Genomic DNA, 26,082 nt, shown 5'->3' with positions numbered 1-26,082 from the left:
TTAAAATGTTTTTAAAAAGGTCTATTTGTCATGCGCTTTTTTAGGCTCTTGCTTACTATGCTTGCTTATCATTACAAGTCTCCCTATATATTACATTTGGGATTTATTGTTTATCGAATACACTCTTCCACAACCGCTTGCCGGTACCGGTATTGCATCACCCGGCAACCCCGGCAAGCGTTTCCGCGGCCCGCTTGCCGCTCAACAGCGACTGGTCGCTCCACAAATAAGCCCACTCCCCGTACCTGCCGATGCAATGGACATCTTTTTCCCGCAGGTATTCCAGAATTAAGCCCCGGTTTTTTTGATAATCCCGGTTGAACAGCACATTGGCGTATTTAATGTTCATACAATCGGCCAGGATGATCCGGTCATGCTGTTCCAAAATACCCGTTTCCACCAGGCTTTCAATGGTTTTTTCCAAAACGCCGGACATGGACAGGTTCAGGGGCTTGTAGGAAGAATGGTAAATCTCCGCCTGGATTCCGGTACAGCCCGGGGGGGCGTTGGCAGCGGACAAACCGCTGGCAAAATGCACCCGGGCCGGGAGCAGCCGCTCATCGTAAATGTAAAACCAGTGACAGTCGCCGGCCAGGTCCCCCCTGCCGACACCCAGATTCACCAGTACCACGCTGGTGTGGGCGAGCCGGGCGGCGGCCTCCCGCACTTCCCGGGGGCAATCCTTGATGCAGCGGGCAAGCTCGGGCAGCGGTATTGACGAAACCAGCCTGTCGTAGTAACGTTCAAAACCGTTTTTAAAAACCAGCCGCTTATGACTCATGTCAACTTCGACAACTTCAAACCCGTGATAAACTTCTGCCCCCGACGCCAGGGAGCGTAAAAATGACTGGTAGCCGCCCCGGTCGGGGTACCGGAAACTTTTAATGTAGTAGACGTTGCGGAACCGGTCGGATAAAGCGCCCTGCAGCACTTCATCCAGGCCGGGCCGGTAAATGCGCTGTTCGATCCAACCGGTGGTCAAAAGTTCTGGTTCCACGGTCCAATATTTTCGAGTATAAGCGCCATAAAAGTGCCTGGTTAAAGCCCGGCCGAACCGGGCCACCAGCCAGTCATGGTAATTTTGCCCGCCTTCTCCGGCCTGCTGCCCGTCGGCTTGCTCCGCCCGGATGAAATCCAAAAGGCACTGCACCACCAGTTCCGCGGGCAGCCCTTTTAAATTGGACTCCACAGGATGCCTCACCCAGTGGGATTGAAAATAATTCAATACCAGCGGGGCAAACTCACCGTACCTGCCGGCGACACTTTCGGCAAACAGTCGCCGGACATAGTCATCCCGGGTGAAAGAAATGTGAATACCCTCGTCAAAAGTGAATCCTTCCACCGTATGGGAACGGCAGCGCCCGCCCCAGGTTTCTTTTTTTTCGTAAATGTCCGTTGCATGATTGAAATGGTAAGAAAAGCTCAATCCCGCTATGCCGGCACCCAGCGTCACCACCCCGCGCATCCACGTCCCCCTCCCTTTCCCTCCGGTTAGCCCAGTAAATTAAGCAATCTTTGCTTCGTTTCCGCTTCGGCAAAAAAGGACAGCCTGGACTCGGCATAGTCCATCACTTCTTCGTAAAAACTGCGGCTTTTCAACAGCCTTTTGGCCAGTCCGGCCGCTCCCTCAACGTCCTGGTATTGCACGCATAAATCAGGGAAAAGGATTTGCTGGGCGTAAAAACCCGGCGTGGAAATGCAGGGCATTCTGACCGCGGCGCAATCAATGGGGAATCTTCCCCAGGTTTGACGAAAGTCCAGGTGAATCCCCAACATGGAATAATTGACCTGGGAAATATATTCCTCCCACAGCCTGACCCGGTTATCCGAACTGAATGGATTGTAGCTGGTCATCCTGAAGTGAATAGGAGGAATGGGCATGTATTTTCTCATGATCCTGAGATAATAAAGTTCCACCGGGTCCTGCATATCCGCGGCCCCGGGCACCCCGATTTCCGTGAGCACCGCCAAATTAACCAGCCCGTTGCGGCTGACCAAATTCCCCAGCGCGCTGCCCAGGTCGATGATCGTCTTTTTGTCCACCGGCGGGCATAACTCTTCCCGTACTTTTCTTAGAGGAAAGGGCAGGCCCACCACGCCAACCGGTTTATTGGTCAATCTTTTGATCACGGGGATATGATTTTCGTGATGAACCGCCACCGCGTCGGCCAGATTCAGCAACCGGACAAACCTTACCTGCAGTTCCCGGTTTAGAAATGATGTAAAATGTTCCAGTTCCGCATCAAAAAACACCACCACCCGGGCCGTGGACCGCTCCTTGATTTTTATGCCCACTTCAATGAGTTCTGAGCGCAGCGCCACCATAACCAGGTCGAACTCGCTGAAAAAATCGTAGGGCAGTCCGTAATATCCCAGGTCAAAAGAGACGCCGTTATAGTGGGTTCCCCCCATGATGGTGGCCCACTGGGAGATCTGGTTCACTTCATGGGTAAAGATTTCCCCGTCCAATTTACTGGGGGGAAGCAAACTGATCAGGCAAAACTTCAAAATGGTTCACCTCAATTAGCTGTCCTAAAAAAACTCGGGCTCTATATCTACCGGACGCTCCGGCAGTTTTGCCATTAACCCAGCAAATTCAATAATCTTTCCATGGTCCTCTCAGGAGTGAAGAATTCCAGCCGCGATTCGGCATAGGCAACCGTTTCTTCGTAGAAACCGGGCTCCGAAACCAGCCTGTGCACCAAATTCCTGGCTCCGTCGATATCGTAGTAGGGCACGCACAAACCGGGAAACAGTATTTTTTGCGTAAACAGGGTGGAAGGAGCCACACAGGGCATGCGGACGCCGGCACAATCCAACGGGAATCTACCCCAGGTGGTTCTGTAATCAAGGTGGAGGCCCAGCAGCGACTTGTTGGCTTCAGTAATATAATCCTGCCAGCCGAAGGCTTCACGAAAGCGAATGGGTGGGATGGGCAGGTAAGCCCGCATGGACGAAACATATTCTTTTTCCACCGGGTGCCAGGCATCCACCGTGCCGGGCAAGCCGGTTGCAGCAAGCGCCACCACGTTGACCAGCCCGTTCCTGTTCCGCTGCCAGTGAGCACCCAGAATACTCCCCAGCTCAATTTCCTCCCGTTTTTGAACCGGCGGGCAAATCTTGCGCACCCGCTCCAACGGGAACGGCAGGCCCACCAGGTCCACCGGTTTGGTAGTCAATAACTTTACGAAAGGGATGCTTTCATCATGAAGCACGGCCACGGCATCGGCGATATTTAACAGCTCCACCATTCTGGCCTGCTTGTCGCGCGACATGCCGCTTGTGAAGGACTCCATCTCCGCGCCTAAAAACACAACCACCCTGGTGGTTGACAGTTTTTTGATCTTAATGCCTATTTCAACTAATTCTTCCCTCAAGGCAACCATTACCAGGTCGTAGGCACTGAAATGATCATAATCCAGGTTGTAATAGCCCGTGTCAAAGGCGGGGCCGCAATAACAGGTTCCCCCCATAACCGTAGCCCAGTATTCCATATGGTTAATTTCCAACCTGTACTTTTTACCGTGCATTTCCCACGGAGGCTCCAGACTTACAAAACAAAATTTCAACGCCGTTCACCTCAAGTAAGCTGCCGGGCATACCATTCTATGGTCTCCAGCAGGGCTTGATCCAACGAATACCTGGGTTTCCAACCGAGAACATGCCTGGCCTTTTCCGTGCTTAGATATTGATGCTTGATTTCATTGACGGCTTCATTTTTAACAACCGGTTCAAGATTGGAATTCATTAATGAAAGGATTTTCCTGACCAGTTCAATGACCGTGATTTGCAATTCATTGCTGAAATTGAACGCTTCGCCGTGAATGGGCAACTCATCCATTTTTTGGGCCAAAAACATGTACGCTTCAGCGCCGTCCTTAACATAAAAATAATCCCTGATGAAAGTTCCGTCGCTGCGGATCACCGGCGGGTCCCCCCGCAATGCCGAGCGGATGGTGCCGGGTACCAGACGGTTGAAATTCAAATCGCCGGGCCCGTAAAAATTCCCGCACCTGGTAATGCACACCGGCAAACCGTAGGTGTGATAATAGGCATGGGCGATTAAATCGGAACAGCTTTTGGACACGTCATACGGGTGCTTTCCCTGGAGGGGCGTTTCCTCGCTGTAGGGCAGGTTTTCCTGGTCGCCATAAGCTTTATCGCTGGAAGCCACAACAATCCTTTTCACCCCCGTGTTCCGGCGACATGCCTCCAGGATGTTCCAGGTGCCTCTGATATTGGATTCAAAAGTGGATAGCGGGTTTTTATTGGCGATGCCCACTATGGTTTGGGCCGCCAGGTGAAACACCGTATCGACCTCGTATTCGTTGATCGCCCTTTCCAGGAGGCGGTAATCCTCGACGTTGCCTCGCACAATCACCATCTTGCGTTGCAATTCCGCATCAAAAAAAATCCTGGACCTGGGCACATAATCCCGCACCAAACCAACGACATTGGCGCCGCACTCAACCAGCCGTTCGCTTAAATGGCTGCCCAGCAAGCCGGTGCAGCCGGTGATAAACACATTTTTATCCTTCCAATAACTCATGCACATCTCACCTTTTTACTTGATCAAGCGCCCTGGCAGGGATGGAATTGCATAATCGCGCCGGCGTCAACGTCGATGATCAGGGAACTGACCGCCTGGTTACCGTGGTCATCCGTAAAAATAACCAGCGCGGCATGCATTCCCCTGTCCACAAATTCAGGCGTACCCGTAATCCTGGCTACCGCCTCCCGGGAAGGCAATGGCGTAATTATTTCTAGGGAGGCCCATTGCGGCAGGTTGACGCATTTCACATCGACAATTTCACCGTCTTCACTGGCGGCGGCGATATCCACGCTGAAGGGCACGGCCACCCTGGCCGTTAAAGTATCGTCAGGGCCATAGCACCGGGGCGGCTCACCGCTATGCTCAATGATGCGGATCAGCGCATCCACGCCGACCCGGGTTTTTCCATCCTCAACCACGATTTGATAAGACCATAGCTGCCCCGGTTCCGTACCGGCGGTATCCCAGGTAACCACAAAGGTTTCGGCATCCACGGTCAATGGATTGGGCGCATGGGGCGGCCCCGGTTGCACAAACCCGCCGGCAAACCCGCTGGCCTCAATACCGGTGGCCAAACGGCAGGTTAGATCATCTCCGTCGGGGTCCACCGCCGCAACGGGGAAAGAAAAAATGGCATTACACGGCGCATTGACAATAACCGGGGCGATGGCCACCGGCGAGCTGTTAAACGTCGTAAAATCGACCACAGTGACTAACCTGTAACTCCCTTCCGGGTTGTTGACGTGCTCCGGCCCGCCGATTCGATAACAGCTTTGCACGCCGGCCTGCCAGGGCTCGCCGGTATGCGGGTCAACGGCTTCGCAGTAAGCATGCAGAATGGTTGGATTTTGGGTTGACGGGTCCAGCGCCCGGCACAGAATCCAGTTTTCCTGTTCATTTTCGTCAACCACCAAAAATCGCAGCATCCCGGTAAATACCCCGTCGCCAAAGGCCAGGCTGCTGCCGCCGGCGGTGTCAAGTATTTTATCGCCCCGCACCGGGTATCCGTCCGCTCCGCTGCCGTCAAAAAAATCGCGCCTGAACGCCATGATCAGTTTAAACTCGGCAGTATAAGGCGCCACATCCGGCCGGGGGGACCATGACAGGTGGCCAAAAAGATAGTGGGGGTATTTATCTACTTTCAAAATATCGCTTCACCTCCCAAAATCTTCATTATAATGTTGCTTTTTACAGAATTTTAGTAACATCATATTCCTTATCCCCCTGCGTTGACACTGTTTGGAAAACAAAAAAAACAGCCGGCAGCACGTTTGAACAAAGCAGAACTAACAGAAATTTCCATCCGGCGTATTTGATAAAAACCCGGGGGTTTTGGACTCCCGGGTTGTTTCCAATCCTTTTAAATTAAGCAAGCCAAAGGAGGAAGGGAAAGACCGTAGCGCCAATCCTCGGGCCAAAAGGAAAGGTTAAAGAGAAAAACACCCAAAGGAAAGGGAATATGATTGGTAGTATTGGAAAACCAAACGCCAACATGGTAAGGAATCCCCCTTTAAAGGTTTTGAAATAGAGTATTTAAAAAGAAAAGTATACATAAACCAACACATTACGGTGGCACATTTATTCCCCCTTTCTGTGTTTTTTCATAATATGTAATTTATTGGTAACTGGTTACAAAGTTGGATTATGTAAGCCCCGACTTTTATGAAGAGGTTCCGGGGCTGATTATTTGTGAAATAAATAAAAATTCTCTTATTGTAGAACATCCAACTATTTTTTTCATAATATGGCATAACAGAGTGTGCAGAATTAAATAAAAGCATAGCAGGAGGGTTATTATGATCTTCCAGGAAATAAGCTGGGTTCGTTCCCATGGCAATAAAATTTGTCCGGCATTGAGAAAGGCTACTTTGGAGTGGTATCGCCCACCGAAGCATTTGCCCTGTTTTATTCAAAAGCCGGTTAAATACATTAAACAGCGCTGGCGTAAAATACCGGTAATCGTCCAGCTCAAGGAAAGCGAAAACCATGTGCTGGCGACCCGGGAAATCGCTTCGCTGGCCGGCTGTCCAATTCACAGGGAGTTGCCGTTGATTAACGCTTTTGCCACAAAGGTAAATGCCAAAACCCTGGAATCACTGGTTCGAAACAATAATGTAAATAAAATCTGGTATGACCGTAAAGTCATGGCCGTGCTGGACGTGGCCTCCCCCACGGTGCAAGCGCCGCCGCTTTGGAACGCAGGTTTTACCGGCAAGGGAATTGTTGTGGCCGTGGTGGATACGGGGATTTACGAGCACCCCGACCTGGCGGGCAGAATTGTAGCGTTTAAAGATTTAGTCAACCAGCAAATTAGACCGTATGATGATAACGGGCACGGAACTCATGTGGCCGGTGATATCGCCTCCAACGGCAGCCAGTCGAATTTTCTGTACCGGGGGCCCGCCCCGGAGGCCGGCCTGGTGGGGGTGAAGGTGCTGGATAAAAACGGTTCGGGGCTGCTTTCAACGGTTATAGACGGGATCCAGTGGTGTATTGACAATAGGGAAACCACGGGAATCAGGGTGTTAAATTTATCCCTGGGCAGCCCGGCCACCGAATCCTATACCGGCGACCCGCTGTGCCAGGCGGTGGAAAAAGCCTGGGATTCCGGGATCGTGGTTTGCGCGGCGGCGGGCAACGAGGGACCGGAGCCCCGGACCATCAACTCCCCCGGCATCCATCCCGGGATCATCACGGTGGGGGCATTGAACGATATGAATACAACAAGTTCCGGGGACGACCGGGTAGCCGATTTTTCCAGCCGGGGTCCCACCATTGACGACCTGACCAAGCCGGATGTATTGGCCCCGGGAGTCAATATTACCTCATTGCGCGCCCCGGGTTCAACGCTGGATAAACAGAATAAGCAATCCAGGGTGGGCACCTGGTACAATTCGTTTTCGGGAACGTCCATGGCCACCCCGGTGTGCGCCGGGGTGGTGGCCCAATTGCTGCAAGCAAACAGCTCTTTGACGCCGGACCGGGTAAAGGCGCGGTTAGTGGAAACCGCATCAAAACTTGGCGACCTGGACCCCAACACCCAGGGGGCGGGGGTTATCAACGCCCAAAAGGCCGCGAGCACAGCCGCGGCCATACAACAACACGGGTAGGTGAAACAAGTGCCCTGGACCTGCCGGTTGGTGGATCTAAAAGAACTTGAAAAACACGGGATCAAACCCAATTCGGGCGATATGTGGTTCGCGCCCTGGATAAGCGGTCACAGCGAGTTATCCCCCGAATACAAACAAAAATTTAAGGGGAAACGGCCCCCCATATGTGTCCAGCTGCCCAACGGCCACATCTGGTGTGTGGATGCTAAATTTGCCGGTCAAGAACATGGTTGGACGGTTTCCGGTATTCCACCGTGGATTACCGTGTACCCGTCCGTATCCATTCCCGGTCCCAACGGCTACCACGGCTGGCTGGTAAACGGGGTACTCACCGACGACCTGGAAGGGCGGACATACCTGTAGTGGTGGCCGGTGAACGGTGGTCGGTGCCAAATAAGCATCCGCCAAGGGGTCATGGCTTTGGGAATATGACGGTATCGTTGGGGACATACCTCCGACCCCAAAGCTTTGCCCTAAAGAGGAGGTGTGTCCCCTCACCGCTATTCCGCATCCAGTGCTCCACTCACTCCGGAAATCCGCCGGATCGCCTGTAGCTGCGATGTTTTTGCAGTGAAATCTTTTAGTTATTTGGCAAATAGAAGAAAAAATAAACGGAACCTGACAACGGCTCCGTTCTTTTAAAATACCCGATCCTTTTTCAAAATACCCGGTCAAGGTCTACCAAAAGATCTTTTAACAGGGGGGACACCAGCGGCCGGCGATCTGCCCGGGCGTACAATCGCGGCGGCGCATCCGCTCCTTGCGCCAGGGAGAATACTTCGATGGTCTGGGCGCCGGGGTTGACCAGCCAGAGCTCCAGCACCCCGTACCTGGCATAAAGTTTCTTTTTTATAGTGCGGTCCCTTTCCGCCGTGGAGGGGGAAAGAATTTCCACCACCAGATCCGGCGCCCCCTGGATGTTGGCGTCGGTAACTATATGGGAACGCTCCCGGGAAATGAACATGATATCGGGCTGCACCACGTCCTGGGAAGATAAAACCACGTCCAGCGGGGCATATAACACTTCCCCGCATTCCTTTGCCTGAACATACTGGCGCAATATAGCTTCCAGGTTGGCGGATATCCGCTGGTGAATGACGCTGGGCGAAGGAACCACAAAAAACTCCCCCTCGATGAGCTCGTAGCGCCGGTCCTCCGGCATGAGGCAGTAATCCTCGTAGGTAAATTTTATCTGCGGGTTTACCACGGTCATATTTCATCCCCCCTGGTTAAATTATACCGTCTTTTTTTTCCAGGCGTCAAGGAAGGCGACGACCAACATGTACTGCCCTAGAAGACCGGGCGTGGAATCCACCTACAAATAGAACAATCAGGCTATTTCTACCCGTACAACAGCCGGGTATCTGTAATTGGACTATATGGAAGGTTAACAAACCGAACGTGATTACAAAGCACCGGTTGCTATGTTATTATAAAAGGAAAATTAGTCCACAATGGCAATTATCTGCAAAATTCGTTACCCGTTTTAGTGGGCGTTAACCGTAATGAACCCCATAAATTGCCGAAATAAGGAGCTCTCTATGCAAACATCCTCCAAAGATATAGTTGTCTATTACCATCCCGGGTGCTTGGAACATAACACCCGCGGGCATGTGGAAAACCCCGGTCGGCTTGCTCAAACAATTGATGTGCTAAATTCGTTTGGTGCGTGGAAGGTAGCCGACTTGCGGGGGCACGCCCCCGCTTCGGAAGACGACATAGACACCGTCCATAACCCGCACTATCGCCTCCGGGTCAGGGATTTGTGCGGCCGCGGGGTGGGTATGCTGGGCAACAGCACGCCGGCCTGCCGCCAGTCATACAAGGCAGCGCTGCTGGCTGCAGGCGGGGCGCTGGCCGCTGTCGATTCGGTGGTTACGGGTGCTTACCGGCGTGCCCTGGCCTTGGTAAGGCCTCCGGGCCATCATGCGCTCCCCGATATGGCCATGGGCTTCTGTATTTTTAATAATCCCGCTCTAGCCGCCCGGCGTGCTCAATTAAGGTACGGTGTAAAAAAAATCTTGCTGTTGGATTTGGACGCCCACCACGGCAATGGCGTGGAAAGAATTTTTTATAGCGACCCCGGTGTTTTGTACTGTTCCCTTCACCGGGATTTTTCCTACCCCGTAACGGGTTGGGTCGAAAAAACGGGGGAAGGGAGGGGCCGGGGGTACAACGTGAATATCCCCTTGCCGCTGCGGTCCGGTGACGCCGATTACCGGGCGGCCTGGGACGAGATTATTGCACCGCTGGCCGCCGCCTACCGCCCGGAATTGGTGTTGGTATGCGCGGGTTTCGACGCCCACGCCGGCGACCCCGTCGGGGGGATGAACCTGACCGACCGCGGGTATGAGTGGCTTTTTCGCGAGGTGCTCGCCATTGCGGAAAAATACGCCGGCGGGAAAATAGCCGCAACTCTGGAAGGAGGATACAACCCGGAGGTATTGGGTCGTAACGTGCTGGCCATGATCAGGCAGTGGTCCGGTAACGCAGGGAGTGAAATAAAAATTACGGGAAAACCGAAAAAAGAAACCTCGCAGGTACTGGAAGAAGTCAAAAAAGTACAAGGGGAAACCTGGTCATGCTTTAAGTGACAGCAACGGAAGCGCTTTATATGGTTTGTTAACAGCCTCAATGTTTTAAAGTTGCGACAAGGGGGAAAAAGCATGCACAAATATACCCTGCGGCAACAACTCATTTTATACCCTGAAAACATCCCCCTTGCTTCAACCTGTAACAGGAATACTAAAAGCAGCCGGTTAGGGCTGCTTTTGCATCTGATAATTTATACGCCGAGTTTTTCTTTTAGCGCATCCTGGAGAACTTTTGATAAACTAATGCCGGCATCGGTAGCTTTTACGTCTAACCACCCGGGTATACTGACTGTGCGGCGTACCGCGCGGTTATCGCGTATTTCAGCCTTGACAAAATTCACGAATTGATTCGATGAGGGTTTGATAGTTTTTATATCACTGGGTTCCGGAAGGTTTTCCTTTTCTTCCAGTAAATACTCAATCCATTGAGTTAATGCACTTTGCGCCATGTCTAAGGCGTTACTCAAAGATTTGCCTTCACTGATACAACCAGGTAAGTCAGGGAAGGTAATTGTATAACTGCCGTCATTGTTTTGTTCAAAGATGGCCGGGTAAACGTATTCCATCGAGGGTCAGCTCCTTTCTGATTTTGGTTTTATATAACGCCCAAAGGTGGTGGGGTTTTGATTATTTTAATCCCGCATCCTTTAGGATTTGTCTGGCTGTATTTTCGTTTAAACGGGGGTTTATCTACAATTCGGTACCAAGTACCGGGTGCTGCGTTGTTCTAATGTTGCAGCCTGGTCTTAAATCGCCCGCAGCGCCCGTTCCAGCTGGGACAGGGTGTTGCTTTCCAGCATCCGGACCCTTTTTCCGAACAGTTCCACCGTGCGCACGTCCCTCCACTGGCTGCGGGGCATTGTAACCAGCCACAGCACATCCCTGACGCGCCTTTTCATCTCTTCCAGCAGCCGGGCGGCGTTATCCGGTTCTTGGGTCTTGGTGTCGCTGACGATGATGACGAAGGTGTTCCGGTTCAACAGGTGATCGCACCCGGCCATAAAGGTGCGCAGCGCCGCGGCCAGATTGGTTGTTTTGCCCCACTGCTCGCTTTCCGCCATGATCGCGGACATGGTGCCTGCGAACCCCAGGCGCCTGCGCAGCCGGGGAGTGATTCTCTCCAGGTCTTCGGAAAAGATGAAAGTTTCGATGTCCCGGACCACGTCGGAAAGCCCGTAGACGAACGGTATGATGATCCGGGCGTACAGGGCCATGGAGGCGGAAACATCGCAGATCAGCACCAGCCGCGGCTTTTGCACCCGCCTGCTCCGGTAGCGCAGGTGCAGGGGGACGCCGCCGTACTGCACGCTGCCCCGCACGGTGCGCCGGATGTCGATGGATTGTTTCTTCCTGCTGCTGCGATAGCGCCGGGACAGGCCGGTGGCCAGGCGGCGGGCCATTTTGCGCAGCAGCACGGTTACCCGGGGCAGGTCTTGCTGACCGATGGCGCGCATGTCCTGTTCCAGCAGGGATTCTTCGGGTTCCCCCGCCAGGTCCCGGGCCACCGCCAGCATCACCTCGTCCACCGCCTCGTCGCCGGTGCGGGACACTTCCGGGTCCCGCCGGGCCACCCCCTGTTCCTCCTCCCGCCTGTTCAGGTGGTAACGCCAGTAATCCAGGGACGCTTCCACCACCTGGGCAATCAGGTTGGACGGGTCGTTCACCGGGTTGCCCCGGTAATTCTCCAGCAGCGAGCGGATTCTCCGCCGCTCCTGTTCCGGCAGCCGGGAGTAGGTTTCCAGCTGTTCCGCAGTCAGGTTCAACTGTTCCACGGCACCACCGGCCCACTCCCCGCCGCTGCGTGATACGCCCTCCTTCAGTTCAACCTCGGATTCCTCCAGCAACCGTTCGTATTCCCGGGCCTCTTCGGCCTGCTGGCGACGCCGGCGCTCCCGCTCCTCGCGTGGCGCGAAAAAACGCTCAAAGGCCAGGTCGAACACCCTGGCGTCCCGTTGCTTTTTTACCAGGGTGGCCCGCAGGGCCAGGCGGAACTGCTCCCGGTCCAGCACGTCCACCGCGGCCAGCGCCCGGACGGCATCGTTCAGTTCCGACGTGCCCGCCCGCAGGCCGAGGCCGCGCAGCACCGCGATAAACCGGGCCAGCCGTTCGAAGAACTCGACCGTTTCGGGCTGCCTGCCCGTATAGATTTTTCCCGTTTCACCCATGTCGATCACCCGCAGTCCGTTTTGATCATCATATCACGGCCCGGCCCGCCCCGCATTAAACACTGCTGTTATGCCGGCGTAATATTAACCCATTTCGGCAGGAAAACCCGGTCCCCTCCTGGAATACACCATAACCATGTATAAATTAAAATATTTCCAGTTTTTAGAATTTAACAACGGGGAAGTAATCGCCCTGACCAGGGAATGCTTTGATTAAAGTAATATTAGTCATTGGCCGGAGGGTTTTCCGGCTTAACCGAACCAGGATGCTGTTCAACATGATTTTTTCCAACGGGGCTGGCAATTAATGGAACAGATCCATTGAAAAGATCAGGATCCCCGAGTTTGGTTGCCAGGGCCGCGGTTGCCGCCCCGTAAGCGGTGTGGGCGACAAACTCCGTCAATACCGTTTTGGGAGCCGGCGGGTGAACTTGCGTCGCCCCCATGGTTGACAGCACACCGTAAAAAATACTCCACATCACCTGACCGGACAGCGCGCCTTTAAGCGCCGCCTTATCCCTTCCGGCAAGGGACAGCATATATACGGCGGCTGTCCCCAGCGTAATGGCAATAACGTTGTCGGCGATATACCCGACCAATCTCCCGCTTGGTTGGGTAATTTTATGCGCGGGAAGCAGCATACCCGCCGCCTTCTCCGATCCGTTGAACTCCGACCAATTGAATCTTTTGGCCAGTTTAACAATGGCCGTTTTAACCAAGTTACCTCCCAGGCCCGCCACGGCGCCGAGCAGAAGCCTGTCTTTAATTTTCACCATTGCACAGGAGTCCCTCCTAAAATTTAATCCAGATAAGCTTATTCTTATTCGGAACGCCCCTGTTTATGGGATTGGATAGATAGCACTTTGTGGAAGTTGCCGGGCATGTACCTGCTTGAAAAACCTGGTTAAATAAATAAAGGCAACTGCAAACCCTGCATCAAAGGATCAGCAGCTGCCTCTTGCTTTTAAAAAAGCTTATTACACCCTCATGTTCCGGAGCCTTTCCACCCTGTCCTGAATGGGCGGGTGGGTGCTGAACAGCCTGGCCAGAGAAGCGCCGGAGAGCGGGTTGACGATAAACAAGTGCGACGTCGCGGGGTTGACGTTCATGGGAATGCGGTGCGCGGCCGATTCCAGCTTCAACAGCGCGTTGGCCAGACCGTCCGGGGAACCGGCAATCCGGGCGCCGGTGGCGTCGGCCCCGTATTCCCGGGAACGGGAAATGGCCATCTGCACAATCATGGCGGCGAGGGGTGCAAGGAATGCCATCAACAGTCCCCCTACCATCCCGGCGCCGCCTTCTTCTTCGTCATTGCCGCCCATGCCGAATATCGCCGCCCACTGGAAAGCGTTGGCCATCATGGTAATGGCGCCGGCCAGCGCCGCGGCTATGGTGCCGATTAAAACGTCCCTGTTTTTGATGTGCGCCAGCTCATGGGCCAGCACTCCCTCCACTTCGGACCGGTTGAGCAGCCGCATGATCCCCTCGGTAACCGCCACGGCGGAGTGGGAAGGATTGCGCCCCGTGGCGAAAGCGTTGGGCTGATCCGACGGCGTCACGTAAAGTTTGGGCATGGGAATGCCGGCCCGCTGCGACAGCCTCCGGACGATGGCGTAAAGTTCGGGCGCTTCCGCCTCGCTGACCGGGTAAGACCGGGTCATTTTGATGGCGATTTTATCGCTATAGAAATAACTGAAGAAATTCATGCCCATGGCAATAATGAAAAAGAACATGGCACCGGATGGACCGAACAAGGCCCTGCCTATCAATACGAGCAGGACAGTCAATGCCCCCATTAACAGCCAAGCTTTCAAGGTATTCATCGCTTTTTCATACCTCCTCACCAAACTACAAATAAGAAGTAATTTCATTAATGTACATCATCAGTGATTGGATCAGCGCAATGCTTTGCATCATGATTTTTTTTCTCAACAATACGGCCTGGCCGGCTTCAAGGCCGCCCACCCGGGGCTCCAGCTGTACGAGATGATTTTCCAGCTGTTTGATCTGCTTCCTCAATAGATCGATATTGACGGATCCATCCTTTTTAACCGTCCGGTTCAGTTCCGGCGCCGTGCCATCATCCAGGATGCTCAGGTGTTCCCTGATTTCCTCCAGGGTAAACCTGCCGGCCTTCAAACTTTCAATTATCTTTAATCTGACCAGCGAATCTTCGGTATAATACCTGTAATTACTTTCCGACCGGATGGGCTTCAGCAGGCCCAGGTTGGTATAATAATCTATGGTTCTTCTACTCACCCCCGCCAGTTCAGCGATTTCGCCTATTTTAAATTTCTTGAACTCCCCAAATCAATCACCTCGTATTTTTATTATATACTATAATCATGATACCGTACAGTCCAACGTTATACTTTTAGTTATTTTTTCATTATTATCTCTATCATAGTGCCCGTGACGCATACACTGATTAAAAAGAAAAGACGAACCTTTTCCGGCGCAAAACTAAAGGCCGGCCGGCGTCATAAACCCTTTAATCCCACTATGCCGGTCACCGTGGTAATTTGGGAGCAAATTGAGCACAATATCCAATAGTGATTTAACTGCAAAAACACCACAGCGGCAGGCGATCCGGCGGATTTCTGGAGTGAGTGGAGCACTGGATGGCCTGCAATACCAGTTCCGGGCGGAGGGCTGGAAAAAGAGGTAAAAACCCCCTTCCGGAGAAAACTTTAAAGGGATCTTGATCGACCCCGCCCGGGCGGAGGGATTAAACATGGAGGATAAGCAGGTCCGGCTGCTATTCCAGCTGGCCGGGCTGTACAACGTGGAAACCGGCTACGAGGGCACCGGCGGGGACCGGCATAGGGTGCCGTACCACTCGCTGCTGGCCGTGCTCCGCGCGCTGGGCGCCCCGGTGCAAAGCACGGGCGACGTGCCCGGCGCCATCCGCCAGCGCCGGCAGGAAATCTGGCGGCGGTGCTGCGAGCCGGTGGCGGTGGTGTGGGAGGGCGCGCCCGCTTTCCTGAACCTGCGCCTGCCCGCGGGCCGGGCGGACGGCAAGATGGAGTGCCTGCTGGAATTGGAAACCGGTGAGCCGCGCCGGTGGTTCCACGACCTGGCCCCGGTGCCCGCGTTGCAAGGGGAGGACGTGGAGGGCGAGCGCTACCTGCTCAAGCGCATCCCCCTGCCCCGCGAACTGCCCCCGGGCTATCACCGGTTAACGCTGCACGGGCCGGGGTGCGCGTGTGAAACAATGGTCATCGCGGCGCCGGCCAGGGTTTACGAACCGCCCGTGGAAGCGCTAAAAGGGATGTGGGGAGTTTTTCTGCCGCTTTATGCCCTGCGTTCCGGGCACAGTTGGGCGGCGGGCGACATCGCCGACCTGGAACGGCTATTGCGCTGGGTCCGGGACCTGGGGGGCGGGTTTGTGGGCACCCTGCCGCTTTTGGCCGCCTTTCTGGACGAACCATTCGAACCCAGCCCTTACTCGCCGGCCAGCCGCCTGTTCTGGAATGAGTTTTACCTGGACGTAACCCGCGTCCCGGAACTGCACCGGTGCCCGCCGGCCCTGGAATTAATCAACTCCAAAACCTTTCAAAAGGAGATTGCGGCGCTGCGGCGCGGGGCCCTGGTGGACTACCGCCGCGGGATGGCGGTCAAGCGCAGCGTTCTCCAGCTGCTGTCGCGCTGCCACTCGGCCACGGAATCCCCGCGGCGGGAGGAACTGCGGCAATGGGCGCAAAACCACCCCGCGGCGAGAGATTACGCCCGCTTCCGGGCCGCAATGGAACGCCGGCGCGCCCCCTGGACGGCCTGGCCCGAACGGATGCGCGACGGCCTGATCCGGGAGGGGGATTTCGACCCCGAAACGGAATACTATCACCTGTACGTGCAGTGGCTGGCCCACGAACAGTTTCGCGACCTCGCGGCCGGCGCCCGGAACAAGGGGCCGGGGCTGTACCTGGACCTGCCCATGGGCGTGCACAACGCGGGGTACGACGTTTGGCGGGAACGGGACGCATTTACCCTGGAGGCCAGTTGCGGGGCGCCTCCGGACTTGCTGAACGCCGAAGGGCAAAACTGGGATTTCTCACCCCTGCACCCGGAGCGCATCCGGAACCAGGGCTACCGGTATTACCTGGCCGCGCTGCGCCACCACCTCCGGCACGCCGGCGTGCTGCGCCTGGACCACGTGATGGGGCTGCACCGCCTCTTCTGGATTCCCAGGGGCCTGCCGGCGCGCGACGGTGTGTACGTAAAATACCGGGCCGAGGAGTTTTACGCCCTGCTGGCCCTGGAATCCCACCGCCACCGGACGCTGCTGGTGGGCGAAGACCTGGGCGTTGTGCCCGGTTACATCCGCACGGCCATGGACCGGCACCGGGTATACCGGATGTATATTTTACCGTTTGAAATCAGCGAGGTTCCCGGCCGCGGGATCAACCCGGTCCCGGCCCGGGCCCTGACCGCCATGAACACCCACGACATGCCCCCCTTCGCCGCATACTGGCCGCGGGAGAATCCAGCCAGGCGTCTGGCTTTATCCCGTTTCCTGCGGCGCGGGGGGTGGCTGGGGGCGCCCGCCGGCAAAACCAGGGCGGTGCTGGAGGCCTGCCTGGAATTCCTGGCCGCCGGCCGGGCGCGCCTGCTGCTGGTAAACCTGGAAGACCTGTGGCTGGAAACCGAACCCCAGAACATCCCGGGCACCACCGGCGAATACCCCAACTGGCGGCGCAAGGCGAGCAAAGATTTCGAAACGTTCAGCCGGATGCCCGGGGTTTGGAAAACGCTGCGGAAAATAGACCGGCTCAGAAAGCGGAACGCGATTCGATAAATTACTGGAGGATTGCCCATGGAACGGTACCTTTGCATTCACGGCCACTTTTACCAGCCGCCGCGGGAAAACCCGTGGCTGGAGGCCGTCGAAGTCCAGGACTCGGCTTACCCTTATCACGACTGGAACGAGCGGATCAACTTCGAATGTTACGCGCCGAACGCCGCCGCGCGTATCCTCAACGAAAAGGGCTGGATCAGGAAAATTGTCAACAATTACACCCGGATCAGCTTCAATTTCGGGCCCACGCTGCTGGACTGGCTGGAAATCAACGATCCCGAAGTGTACCAGGCGATCATCGACGCCGACCGGGAAAGCCGGCGCAAGTTTTCGGGACACGGTTCGGCCATCGCCCAGGCCTACAACCATATGATCATGCCCCTGGCCAATCGCCGGGATAAATACACCCAGGTCATATGGGGCATCAGGGATTTTGAAAAGCGGTTCGGCCGGCGGCCGGAGGGCATGTGGCTGCCCGAAACGGCCGTGGACCTGGAAACTTTGGAAATCATGGCGGAACATGATATCAATTTCACCATTCTCACCCCGTACCAGGCCCGGCGGTTTCGCAGCATCGGCAGCGACCACTGGCAGGAAGTGGGCCCGGGCGGCATTGACCCGACTATGCCTTACCAGCTCCGGCTGCCCGGGTCGGGCCGGGTGATTAACATTTTCTTTTACAACGGCCCCATCTCCCGGGCCGTTGCCTTCGAACACCTGCTGTCCAACGGAGAACGCTTCGCCCAAAGGCTATTGAGTGGTTTCACCGGGGCAACCGGACGGCCCCAGCTGGTGCACATCGCCACCGACGGCGAAACCTACGGGCACCACCACCGGTTCGGGGAAATGGCGCTGGCTTACGCCCTGGATTACATCGAGTCCAACAACCTGGCCAGGATTACCAACTACGGGGAGTTCCTGGAAAAACATCCTCCCACCCACGAGGTGGAAATTCACGAGCGAACGGCCTGGAGCTGCGCCCACGGAGTGGAGCGATGGCAGGCCGACTGCGGCTGCAACTCGGGAGCGCGACCCGGGTACAGCCAGGCCTGGCGGGCGCCCCTGCGCAACTCCCTGAACTGGCTCCGCAACACGCTGGCCCCCCAATTTGAGCAACTGGCCGGCCGGTTCCTCCGGGACCCGTGGGCGGCGCGGAACGACTATATCGACGTCATTCTCGACCGCTCGCCGGAAAACGTCCAGCGGTTCCTGGCCAAGCATGCGGCGCGCCCGCTGAATGACCGGGACCGGGTCACAGTGCTCAAACTGATGGAAATGCAGCGGCACGCCATGCTCATGTTCACCAGCTGCGGCTGGTTTTTCGACGAAATATCGGGCATTGAAACAATCCAGATTCTCCAGTACGCCAGGCGGGTGATTCAACTGGCCGAAGAACTGTTCGAGCTCGCGCTGGAGCCCCGCTTCCTGGACATGCTGGCCCGGGCCAAAAGCAACGTGCCCGAACTGGGAGACGGCGCCCGCATTTATGAGAAACTGGTCAGGCCGGCCATGGTTGACCTGCCCAAAGTGGGCGCTCATTACGCCATTAGCTCGCTGTTCGAAAAGTACGGCCCGCAAACCAGGATTTTCTGCTACACCGTGGACCGCCTGGCCTGCAATACCATGGTGACCGGGGAGGCCAAGCTGACGGTGGGGCAGGCGCGGATTACTTCGGAAATTACGCGGGAATCGGCGCTGGTCTGTTACGGGGCCGTCTATTTCGGATACCACAACGTCAACGGCGGGGTCCGGGTATATGGCGGCGAGAATTCATACCTGGAAATGGTGCGGGAAGTTACAAGCGCTTTCAACCGGGCCGACCTGCCCGGGGTGATCCGGCTTTTAGACCACTATTTCGAGGGGGGAGTTATTTATTCCCTGCGGGAAATCTTCCGGGACCAGCAGCGTAAAATACTGAACCGGATTCTCGACTCCACCCTGGCGGAACTGGAGGCGGATTTCCGGAAAATTTACGACCACAACGCCTGGTTGATGCGGTTTTTAAAGGACCTGGACGTCCCCCTGCCCCATGCCCTGCACTGCGCCGCCGACTTTTACCTGAACACCAGCCTGCGGAGGGCTTTCGGGCAAGAGGAGCCGGACCTGGAGCAAATCTCCGCTTTCCTGAAGGAGGCCGAAATGCTGGAGGTCAAGCTCGACAGCACGAGCCTGGGCTACGTGCTGGAGCAGGCCCTGGAAAAAATGGCGGCGGGGCTGCTTGGTAACCCCGCGAACCTCACCCTGCTCAAACACCTGGACGCGGTGACCGGCCTGGCCCGCTCGCTGCCCTTCGAGGTGAACCTGTGGAAAGTGCAAAACATTTATTACAGGCTGGCGCAAAACGTGTACCCGGAGGTGCAGAAAAAGGCCGGGCAGGGCGACGTACAAGCCCGGACCTGGCTGGAACACTTTACCACCCTGGGAGAAAAGCTGCGGGTGCAGAGGTAAATATTTCAAACCAAAGCAGCGCGCGATTACAATTAAATGCCCGGCTTTTTCCTCAAAGCCGGGCAAATCACCATTTCAATCATATTTTGAATTTCCGGACCAGTTCATTCAGCCCCTCCGCCAGCCGGTTGAGGTCCTCCGTGGCGGCATGTACCTCCTCCATGGCCGCGGTTTGTTGCTGCGTCGTTGCCGCGACGTTCTGAACTCCCGCGGTTACCTGCCGGGCGGAAGCGGCGACGTCTTGAATTTGGACGGAAAGCTCACGCACGGCATTAATAATGTCCGAGAATCTCTGCCCAACTTCGCCGACAATATTATTGCCCTCTTCCACCCTGGCGCTTCCGTTAGCCATAGCCTGCACGGCCTGTTCCGATTGCACTTGGATTTCCGCAATCAGCTGGCTGATTTCCTTGGCGGATTGCGCCGACTGCTCGGCAAGTTTGCGGACCTCCTCCGCCACAACGGCAAACCCTCTCCCCGCTTCGCCCGCCCTTGCCGCTTCAATGGCGGCGTTGAGAGCCAGCAGGTTGGTTTGCCCGGCTATATTGCCGATAACCTCAATAAACTGGCTGATTTTACCAATAGCCGCGTTCAAAGCGCTAATAGCCGAGTTGACTTGTAATGCAGCCGCCGTAATCTCACGCATCTGGCCGGTAACCATTTCTATGCCCTGGTATCCTTTATCGGCGTGCTCCGAGGCTAAACCGGCCTGGCGGGAAACCTCCTCGGTAATTTGCGAAAGGTTGTCCACCGTGCCGGCAATCTCGTTCATGGTGGAGGCCGTTTCAGCGGCCCCCGCCGACGTTTGCTGGGCCTGGGCGGCCAGTTGCTGGGCCGCTGCGTTCAATTGACCCGATGCGTCCTGAATCCCGAGCAGCACATCTTTAAAATTGCCCTTCATTGTTTTAAAGGCCTGGTACATCTCGCCGATTTCATCTTTTGACTTAACAACGATATCCCCGGTAAAATCCCCCCGGGCCAGTTGATTGGCTCCGGCAACCATCTGCAAGATGGGGTTGCGCACCATTCTGGTGAGCGTCACGGTTAAAAGCAAGCCGGTGATAACGGCCGCAATGGCCATTACCAGTGAAACCGTGATCACCCTGTTTGCTTCCTCTTTTGTTGAAAGCAATGAGCTCTGAACAATCTCATTATTGCTCTGCACAAGTTCTTCCAGTAGACGTGAAATGAGATCCGCCATGGGATTTAGGCCAGACGCGGCGAGATACATGTCATTGTATTTGGCTTCAATTTGCGCCTGGTCGCCCGAGCGCAGAGCCTCATAGTATGCCTTCACCGCGGGCGTTAACCTGTTCTGCACACTGGTTTTGTATTGTGTGGTAATCATCTTGAGGTCTTTAATATCGTTTATTTTATCCTGCTCAGCCAGTTGAAGCAACTGGTCTTCCATTTCCAGCACATGATTAATGTCCTTCTCAAACTGCTGAAACAACTTTTCATCCTTGAAAGCAATAAAACCCCTGACAGCGGCCACCCCGTCCTTGAATGTATGTTGAATTTTCATTTCCAGAAGCAGTCTCCGGTTGGCGATATCCACGGCGTCTATATCCGCCTTGGTGGACGTAAGCGCGCGATAGGTATTACCCCCCAGGACCAGCATTAAAACCAGCATGATCAAAAAACCCAGGCTGATTTTGGTACCTATTTTCATCCCTTTCCGAATTCTTGTTGTTGCCTCTTTCCCGGTGCTTTTTTCGATATTTTGCTTGGAATCCTGTTTTCTCTCTTTTTTTGCACCTTTTCTAAAGCTGAAATTTAGTTTCATCATGCATGCCTCCCCGGTTCCTCACTTGTCATAAAAAAATTATAACATTTTTTATAACAAAGCAACCAACTTCAACAAAAAAATGGCTACATCCGAAAGTGCCTATAAAAATTATTGCAACAAAAATCTTTCACCACCGAAAAAGCCTCTTTTCATTTTTTTGCAATACTAAAAAAAGACAAGCGTTTCTTACGCCTGTCTATTACTTATAAAGCCGGTTATCGAATCTCTTCCGCCCCACGCCCCGGGGTAACCGGCGACACCACCAGCGCGTCGATGCCCAGGCCGCGCAGTTTTCGCGCCTGCCGCTCGGCGGCCTCCCTGCTCCGGAAAGCGCCGGCCTGCACCCGCCAGAGGGCCCCGGCGTCAGGCTCCGGCGGAGCCGTATCACCGGCCCGTGGTACCGTCACCATGACGGCAGCCGGTTCCGGCGCCGCCGGGCCATCCAGGATGCGACGCAGCGCCGCCGGGTCCAGGAATCGCCCGGGGCAGGCGGTGGCGGCGCCGGCCACTTCCCGGTGGCCCAGCACCCGGGCGGGCGGGATGCGGTGCTTTGCCATGAGCTCTCGCAACAGGGCCGCCAGGGCTTCCGCCTGCATCCATGTAGGCGGGCGGCAGTCCAGGTCACCGATCAGGGCCACCCCGATGCTCCGCCTGTTCATGTCCCCCGCCCGGCAGTGCGCGCCGGGCACGTCCAGCGGGCGCCCTTCCACCACCCGCCCTTCCCGCTCGATGATGAAATTATACCCCACGTCCCGCCAGCCCAGGGAAAGGTGATACCGGCGCACCTGCCCGGCGTCCCTCTCCTCCGCCCCGGTATGGTGCACGATAATATAACTGCGCCCGCCCATGTCAAATTTCCTCCCGCATTTCACTTACCGCCCGGGCCAGTTCCCCGATGCTGACGGACAGATTGTCCAGCCGGCTTTCAATCCGCACCAGCAGGTAAGCCGCCACAACAATGGGAAAGCCGGTATTGGCCACCAGTTCCAGTATTTGTTCCATAACATCCCCCTTTTGATGGATTACGGGGGAGTTGCCTCCCCCGTATTTTTTCTTTTACTGCGCCGGGTCGTACAAGTCATTGACGGTCCGGTCGATAATCTTGACGTCGTACTTGCTGACCAGGTCGCCGCCGGAGGTGGTCAGGATATTGGCAGCGATAATCTGATCCATGACCGCCTCGATTTCGGCGCTGGTGAGCGTGTCCCTTGGGTCGTCCAGGCTCAGGGTGTAGCTGGAACCCGCCTGGTTTCTAAAAACCATGCGCAGGGTTTTGGTGGTATCAGTCATGTTTCAACCTCCTTTATCCGGTTATTTATTTAACTGGTGATAAATTAAACGGTTTCTTCCAGCCTGGCGCTGTCGATGCGCAGCACCGCCACCAGCGGGTGTTGCTGCAACTGGGCCAGGGCTTGGGCCACGTTGTACAAGTCCTGTTCCAGCGCCTGGGGCTTCACATTGTTCAAGTTCTTGTTGCGATAAACCGGGTCGCCACCGGCGTCCACCCCCGTTTGAAACTGCAGCCGCAACACAGTACCCGTCGGAACTCGATTAACCGCCACTGTTCTTCCCTCCTTTTCCCCCGGTTGCCTGTCCCGGCACGCCCGGACCGGTTTAACGGGCGGCCGGCGGGAACCGGGTGGCCTTTATCTCAACCGGTCAAGACTATTTTAATGCCAAACATACGTTCGGTCAAGCAAAATATATTCCATAATACGGAATCAACGTCCGCTTTTTGTTGGACAGACATGAATAAACCGCGGCACAAGGCCACGGTTTATCATGCGGCGTCTTCACTTCCCGGTAATGCTCCCGTCACGGGGCAATTATCTGGCTTCCCGGCTGCGCTCCCGTTGTTGCCACTCACCCAGAAAAATCTCATCCAGGGAAAAACCCAGGGCGCGGGCCAGCGCCACCCAGGTCCTGGTGGTACCCGTACAGCGCCCCCGCTCAATGTCGTTAATATATGACCTGGATAACCCTGTAACCTGGGATAATTTGCGCTGGCTCCATTTTTTCCGCCGCCTGGCCCTGGTCACTACACTACCGATATGTTCCAAATTAATCACCTCCAAGCAATTTTCGACACTTTTCGTAAGCATATCCAGCACGGTGACAACCGTTGGTGCGTGGTAAGTATCAATTTACCCCCAAATCCAGCCGGGTGCAAATTCCCAAACATTTGTTCTGATTCAATTGATGCCATTTATGCCCCTGTTTTTGCCAAATTTTCCGCCTTTCACATTTATTTGTGCGGCTAAAAAACAAAAACCATGAAGCGGGTTCCTTTTTACGGAACCCCGTCTCCATGGTTTTTTAAACCGCTCCGGTGCCATGACGTGCCGGACGGCCGGTGGTCAATCTTTTTATGCGAAGACACCATGCTCCAACCGGGCGGGCTACTCGTTAAAATCCAAACCGGACACGGTAATGTTGACGGCTCCCACTTCCAGGTCGGTCATTGATTCGATGATTTCCTTCACCTTTTGCTGAACCTGCCGCGCGACGTCCCGCAGGGGCAGCCCGTATTTAACCACAATGGACAGGTCCAAGGAAACCCTTTTTTCCTCCACGGCAATTTTATTTACGTGAGATAGGTATTTGCGACCGAGGATATTACCCGTCCCGCGACCTTCCATGCCGGCCACTCCCTCTATTTCGTTCAGGGCCATGCCGACCATGGCTTTGATCACATCCTCATTGTACCTGATGGTGCCCATGGCGTTTTTTTCCGAGGGATAACTTTTCATCTTCCGAGACCTCCTTGCAATTCGGGGTTTTAGCCGTATTGAAAAAAAATACGACCGGCATGATAAGTTTTTCAATTATTTTTTCGTCTCTTTAACTATAAACCATTTGCGTGGAGGTAATCAATGTCCAGCTCGGTGAAACCGGAAAAAAAGCAGCAGCCGGAGATGCAGTGGGAATTCTACTGGTACTTGTGGCCACGGTCAGCCTGAGCAATCGGCGCGTCGCGCACCGCCATCATCAGCACCTTTGAACCCGTAGCCACCGCGCTGCTGGGATTCTGGTTGCTGCAGGAAACGCTGAGCGGCCGGCAGCTGCTGGGCGGCGCCCTGGTGATGATCGGGGTGCTGTTGCAGCGCAACAAATAACCGGCGCGCCCGCCCCGGCGCAGGACTTTACCGGACAATGTCGAAAGGTTAATGCAAGGGGGGCGAGGTTATGACCGGCAAGGATAATAGCTCCTTCACCCGGGAAGACATCCTGGAAGCGATTATAGAAACACCCCACGAGGGGATCATTTTTGTGGACAACCAGGGCATCATCCGCTTGATTAACGAGGGTTACGCCGAATTCCTGGGCTTCAAACCCGAAGAAATACTCAACCGGCCCATCCTCGATGTGGTACCCAACACGCGGCTGCTGGAAGTATTGAAAAGCGGCAAGCCGCAATACGGCGACCTGTGGTCGATCAGGGGCCAGCAGGTGGCGGTGACCAGGTTGCCCATTGTCAGGGACGGCCAAATCATTGGCGTGCTGGGACGAAGCATGTTCAGGGACGAAATGTCGTTGGCCCTGGAATTTGCCAAAAAAATTAAGCGTCTCGAAGAAAAACTGGCCAGTTACCGGGCCGAATTGGACCGGGAACGACGGGCCAAGTACGAGGTCGACGAAATCATAGGCAACAGCGAGCGCATGCTCAAACTGAAGCAAAAAGTACTCAAGGTATCCAAAACATCCTCCACCGTACTGATCACCGGGGAAAGCGGCACCGGGAAAGAATTGTTCGCCCACGCCATCCACAATGCCAGCCCGCGGAGAAACAGGGCTTTTGTGCGAATAAATTGCACCTCGATTCCTTCGGAATTGCTGGAGTCGGAGCTTTTCGGCTATGAAGAAGGGGCCTTTACGGGCGCCAAGAGGGGCGGCAAACTGGGTAAATTTGAAATTGCCCAGGGCGGCACCATTTTCCTTGATGAAATCGGTGACATGGACAAGTCCATGCAGGCCAAGCTATTGCGCGTACTGCAGGAAAAGGAAATAGAGCGTATCGGCGGCACCAGGCCGGTGCCGGTGAACGTCAGGGTGATCGCCGCCACCAACCGCAACCTGGAGGAAATGATCCTAACCCAGCAGTTCCGGGAGGACCTGTATTACCGGTTGAACGTGGTACTGCTGCAGGTGCCCCCGCTGCGCGAGCGCAAAAGCGACATCCCCCTCCTGACGGGCGAGTTGATCAAAAAGTTGAACACGCGGCTGGGCACCAGGGTTAACCGTGTGACGGGCGAGGTAATGGAATTGTTCCTGCAATACGACTGGCCCGGCAACGTGCGCGAGCTGGAAAATATCCTGGAGCAGGCAATCAACCTGAGCGAGCGGGATGTGCTGTACCCCGATGATTTCCCCGTGCTGGCGAAGCGCCTGCACAGGCAGTTGCAGGGCACTGCGGCGGGAGGAACGGTCAGGCCGCTGGCGGAAGTGGTGCGGGAAGCGGAAAGAAACGCCATTTTAAAGGCGCTGGCCGCAACAGGCCACAACAAAAAAGAAGCCGCGCGCCTATTGGGTATTCACCGGTCCGTGCTCTACAGGAAACTGGATAACTTGGATTGAATTTTGCGATTATATTTTCACCCGTGTAGCTTTAATGCGACACCTGCGACACCC

The 26,082-nt window shown here is 55.2% G+C and carries 25 protein-coding genes; 7 read left to right on the top strand and 18 right to left on the bottom strand.

The window, feature by feature from the left end; genetic code table 11:
• Positions 1-157: 157 nt before the first annotated feature.
• From IT084_RS12705 to IT084_RS12685, 5 genes are all read right to left on the bottom strand, one after another.
• Complete coding sequence (locus IT084_RS12705; protein WP_195713270.1) at positions 158-1,465, bottom strand: NAD(P)/FAD-dependent oxidoreductase; 1,308 nt, start codon at positions 1,463-1,465, stop codon at positions 158-160.
• A 26-nt stretch (positions 1,466-1,491) separates the two neighbouring features.
• Positions 1,492-2,508 (bottom strand): hypothetical protein, encoded by a 1,017-nt coding sequence (locus tag IT084_RS12700; protein ID WP_195713269.1) that lies wholly within the window; start codon positions 2,506-2,508, stop codon positions 1,492-1,494.
• 74 nt (positions 2,509-2,582) lie between these two features.
• On the bottom strand, positions 2,583-3,530 hold the full coding sequence (locus IT084_RS12695; protein ID WP_243276952.1) for a hypothetical protein: 948 nt from the start codon (positions 3,528-3,530) through the stop codon (positions 2,583-2,585).
• A gap of 50 nt (positions 3,531-3,580) precedes the next feature.
• The gene (locus tag IT084_RS12690; RefSeq protein ID WP_195713267.1) at positions 3,581-4,549 is read right to left on the bottom strand and encodes a GDP-mannose 4,6-dehydratase; all 969 of its coding nucleotides are present in this window, start codon (positions 4,547-4,549) and stop codon (positions 3,581-3,583) included.
• Between the two features lie 23 nt (positions 4,550-4,572).
• On the bottom strand, positions 4,573-5,697 hold the full coding sequence (locus IT084_RS12685; RefSeq protein ID WP_195713266.1) for a hypothetical protein: 1,125 nt from the start codon (positions 5,695-5,697) through the stop codon (positions 4,573-4,575).
• Positions 5,698-6,348: 651 nt separating this feature from the next.
• Between IT084_RS12685 and IT084_RS12680 the strand changes: the two genes are divergently transcribed.
• Both IT084_RS12680 and IT084_RS12675 read left to right on the top strand, forming a co-directional pair.
• The gene (locus IT084_RS12680) at positions 6,349-7,662 is read left to right on the top strand and encodes a S8 family peptidase (RefSeq protein ID WP_195713265.1); all 1,314 of its coding nucleotides are present in this window, start codon (positions 6,349-6,351) and stop codon (positions 7,660-7,662) included.
• A 9-nt stretch (positions 7,663-7,671) separates the two neighbouring features.
• Positions 7,672-8,025, top strand: coding sequence for a hypothetical protein (locus IT084_RS12675; protein WP_195713264.1), 354 nt, complete (start codon positions 7,672-7,674; stop codon positions 8,023-8,025).
• A 295-nt stretch (positions 8,026-8,320) separates the two neighbouring features.
• Here IT084_RS12675 and IT084_RS12670 read toward each other — a convergent pair whose 3' ends face one another.
• Complete coding sequence (locus IT084_RS12670; RefSeq protein WP_195713263.1) at positions 8,321-8,875, bottom strand: Uma2 family endonuclease; 555 nt, start codon at positions 8,873-8,875, stop codon at positions 8,321-8,323.
• A 328-nt stretch (positions 8,876-9,203) separates the two neighbouring features.
• On the opposite strand from IT084_RS12670, the gene IT084_RS12665 reads away from it, so the two are divergent.
• On the top strand, positions 9,204-10,256 hold the full coding sequence (locus IT084_RS12665) for a histone deacetylase (protein ID WP_195713262.1): 1,053 nt from the start codon (positions 9,204-9,206) through the stop codon (positions 10,254-10,256).
• Between the two features lie 191 nt (positions 10,257-10,447).
• Here IT084_RS12665 and IT084_RS12660 read toward each other — a convergent pair whose 3' ends face one another.
• The 5 genes from IT084_RS12660 to IT084_RS18665 form a co-directional block, all read right to left on the bottom strand.
• Positions 10,448-10,822 (bottom strand): type II toxin-antitoxin system HicB family antitoxin, encoded by a 375-nt coding sequence (locus IT084_RS12660; protein ID WP_195713261.1) that lies wholly within the window; start codon positions 10,820-10,822, stop codon positions 10,448-10,450.
• 180 nt (positions 10,823-11,002) lie between these two features.
• Complete coding sequence (locus IT084_RS12655; RefSeq protein WP_195713260.1) at positions 11,003-12,421, bottom strand: VWA domain-containing protein; 1,419 nt, start codon at positions 12,419-12,421, stop codon at positions 11,003-11,005.
• 224 nt (positions 12,422-12,645) lie between these two features.
• Positions 12,646-13,197: a DUF6789 family protein gene (locus IT084_RS12650; RefSeq protein WP_195713259.1), complete on the bottom strand. Its 552-nt coding sequence runs from the start codon at positions 13,195-13,197 to the stop codon at positions 12,646-12,648.
• A 201-nt stretch (positions 13,198-13,398) separates the two neighbouring features.
• Positions 13,399-14,244, bottom strand: coding sequence for a zinc metalloprotease HtpX (locus IT084_RS12645; protein ID WP_195713258.1), 846 nt, complete (start codon positions 14,242-14,244; stop codon positions 13,399-13,401).
• A gap of 25 nt (positions 14,245-14,269) precedes the next feature.
• On the bottom strand, positions 14,270-14,707 hold the full coding sequence (locus IT084_RS18665) for a MerR family transcriptional regulator (protein WP_195713276.1): 438 nt from the start codon (positions 14,705-14,707) through the stop codon (positions 14,270-14,272).
• 448 nt (positions 14,708-15,155) lie between these two features.
• On the opposite strand from IT084_RS18665, the gene malQ reads away from it, so the two are divergent.
• Together malQ and IT084_RS12630 are read left to right on the top strand one after the other, a co-directional pair.
• Entirely contained in the window at positions 15,156-17,216 is a 2,061-nt protein-coding gene (gene malQ, locus IT084_RS12635; RefSeq protein ID WP_195713257.1) for a 4-alpha-glucanotransferase, read from the top strand.
• Positions 17,217-17,234: 18 nt separating this feature from the next.
• Positions 17,235-19,664 (top strand): DUF3536 domain-containing protein, encoded by a 2,430-nt coding sequence (locus tag IT084_RS12630; protein ID WP_195713256.1) that lies wholly within the window; start codon positions 17,235-17,237, stop codon positions 19,662-19,664.
• A gap of 79 nt (positions 19,665-19,743) precedes the next feature.
• On the opposite strand, the gene IT084_RS12625 is transcribed toward IT084_RS12630, so the two are convergent.
• From IT084_RS12625 to IT084_RS12595, 7 genes are all read right to left on the bottom strand, one after another.
• Positions 19,744-21,453, bottom strand: coding sequence for a methyl-accepting chemotaxis protein (locus tag IT084_RS12625; RefSeq protein WP_243276951.1), 1,710 nt, complete (start codon positions 21,451-21,453; stop codon positions 19,744-19,746).
• 215 nt (positions 21,454-21,668) lie between these two features.
• On the bottom strand, positions 21,669-22,301 hold the full coding sequence (locus tag IT084_RS12620; protein WP_195713255.1) for an N-acetylmuramoyl-L-alanine amidase: 633 nt from the start codon (positions 22,299-22,301) through the stop codon (positions 21,669-21,671).
• Position 22,302: 1 nt separating this feature from the next.
• A complete protein-coding gene (locus IT084_RS12615) occupies positions 22,303-22,455 on the bottom strand; it encodes a YvrJ family protein (protein ID WP_195713254.1) in 153 nt (50 codons plus the stop codon).
• A gap of 54 nt (positions 22,456-22,509) precedes the next feature.
• On the bottom strand, positions 22,510-22,743 hold the full coding sequence (locus tag IT084_RS12610; protein ID WP_195713253.1) for a DUF2922 domain-containing protein: 234 nt from the start codon (positions 22,741-22,743) through the stop codon (positions 22,510-22,512).
• A gap of 44 nt (positions 22,744-22,787) precedes the next feature.
• Complete coding sequence (locus IT084_RS12605; protein ID WP_195713252.1) at positions 22,788-23,015, bottom strand: DUF1659 domain-containing protein; 228 nt, start codon at positions 23,013-23,015, stop codon at positions 22,788-22,790.
• Positions 23,016-23,279: 264 nt separating this feature from the next.
• Positions 23,280-23,513: a helix-turn-helix transcriptional regulator gene (locus tag IT084_RS12600; protein ID WP_195713251.1), complete on the bottom strand. Its 234-nt coding sequence runs from the start codon at positions 23,511-23,513 to the stop codon at positions 23,280-23,282.
• 339 nt (positions 23,514-23,852) lie between these two features.
• Entirely contained in the window at positions 23,853-24,203 is a 351-nt protein-coding gene (locus IT084_RS12595) for an Asp23/Gls24 family envelope stress response protein (RefSeq protein ID WP_195713250.1), read from the bottom strand.
• 213 nt (positions 24,204-24,416) lie between these two features.
• Between IT084_RS12595 and IT084_RS18240 the strand changes: the two genes are divergently transcribed.
• Together IT084_RS18240 and IT084_RS12585 are read left to right on the top strand one after the other, a co-directional pair.
• On the top strand, positions 24,417-24,569 hold the full coding sequence (locus tag IT084_RS18240) for an EamA family transporter (RefSeq protein WP_195713274.1): 153 nt from the start codon (positions 24,417-24,419) through the stop codon (positions 24,567-24,569).
• Between the two features lie 70 nt (positions 24,570-24,639).
• Positions 24,640-26,028 (top strand): sigma-54-dependent Fis family transcriptional regulator, encoded by a 1,389-nt coding sequence (locus IT084_RS12585; RefSeq protein WP_195713249.1) that lies wholly within the window; start codon positions 24,640-24,642, stop codon positions 26,026-26,028.
• Positions 26,029-26,082: the final 54 nt, after the last annotated feature.

Source organism: Desulfallas sp. Bu1-1, from assembly GCF_015594625.1.
Taxonomy (GTDB): Bacteria; Bacillota; Desulfotomaculia; order Desulfotomaculales; family Desulfallaceae; genus JADNRQ01.
Note: the sequence above shows the minus strand (reverse complement) of the source record. Positions and strands in the feature narration are given on the sequence as shown.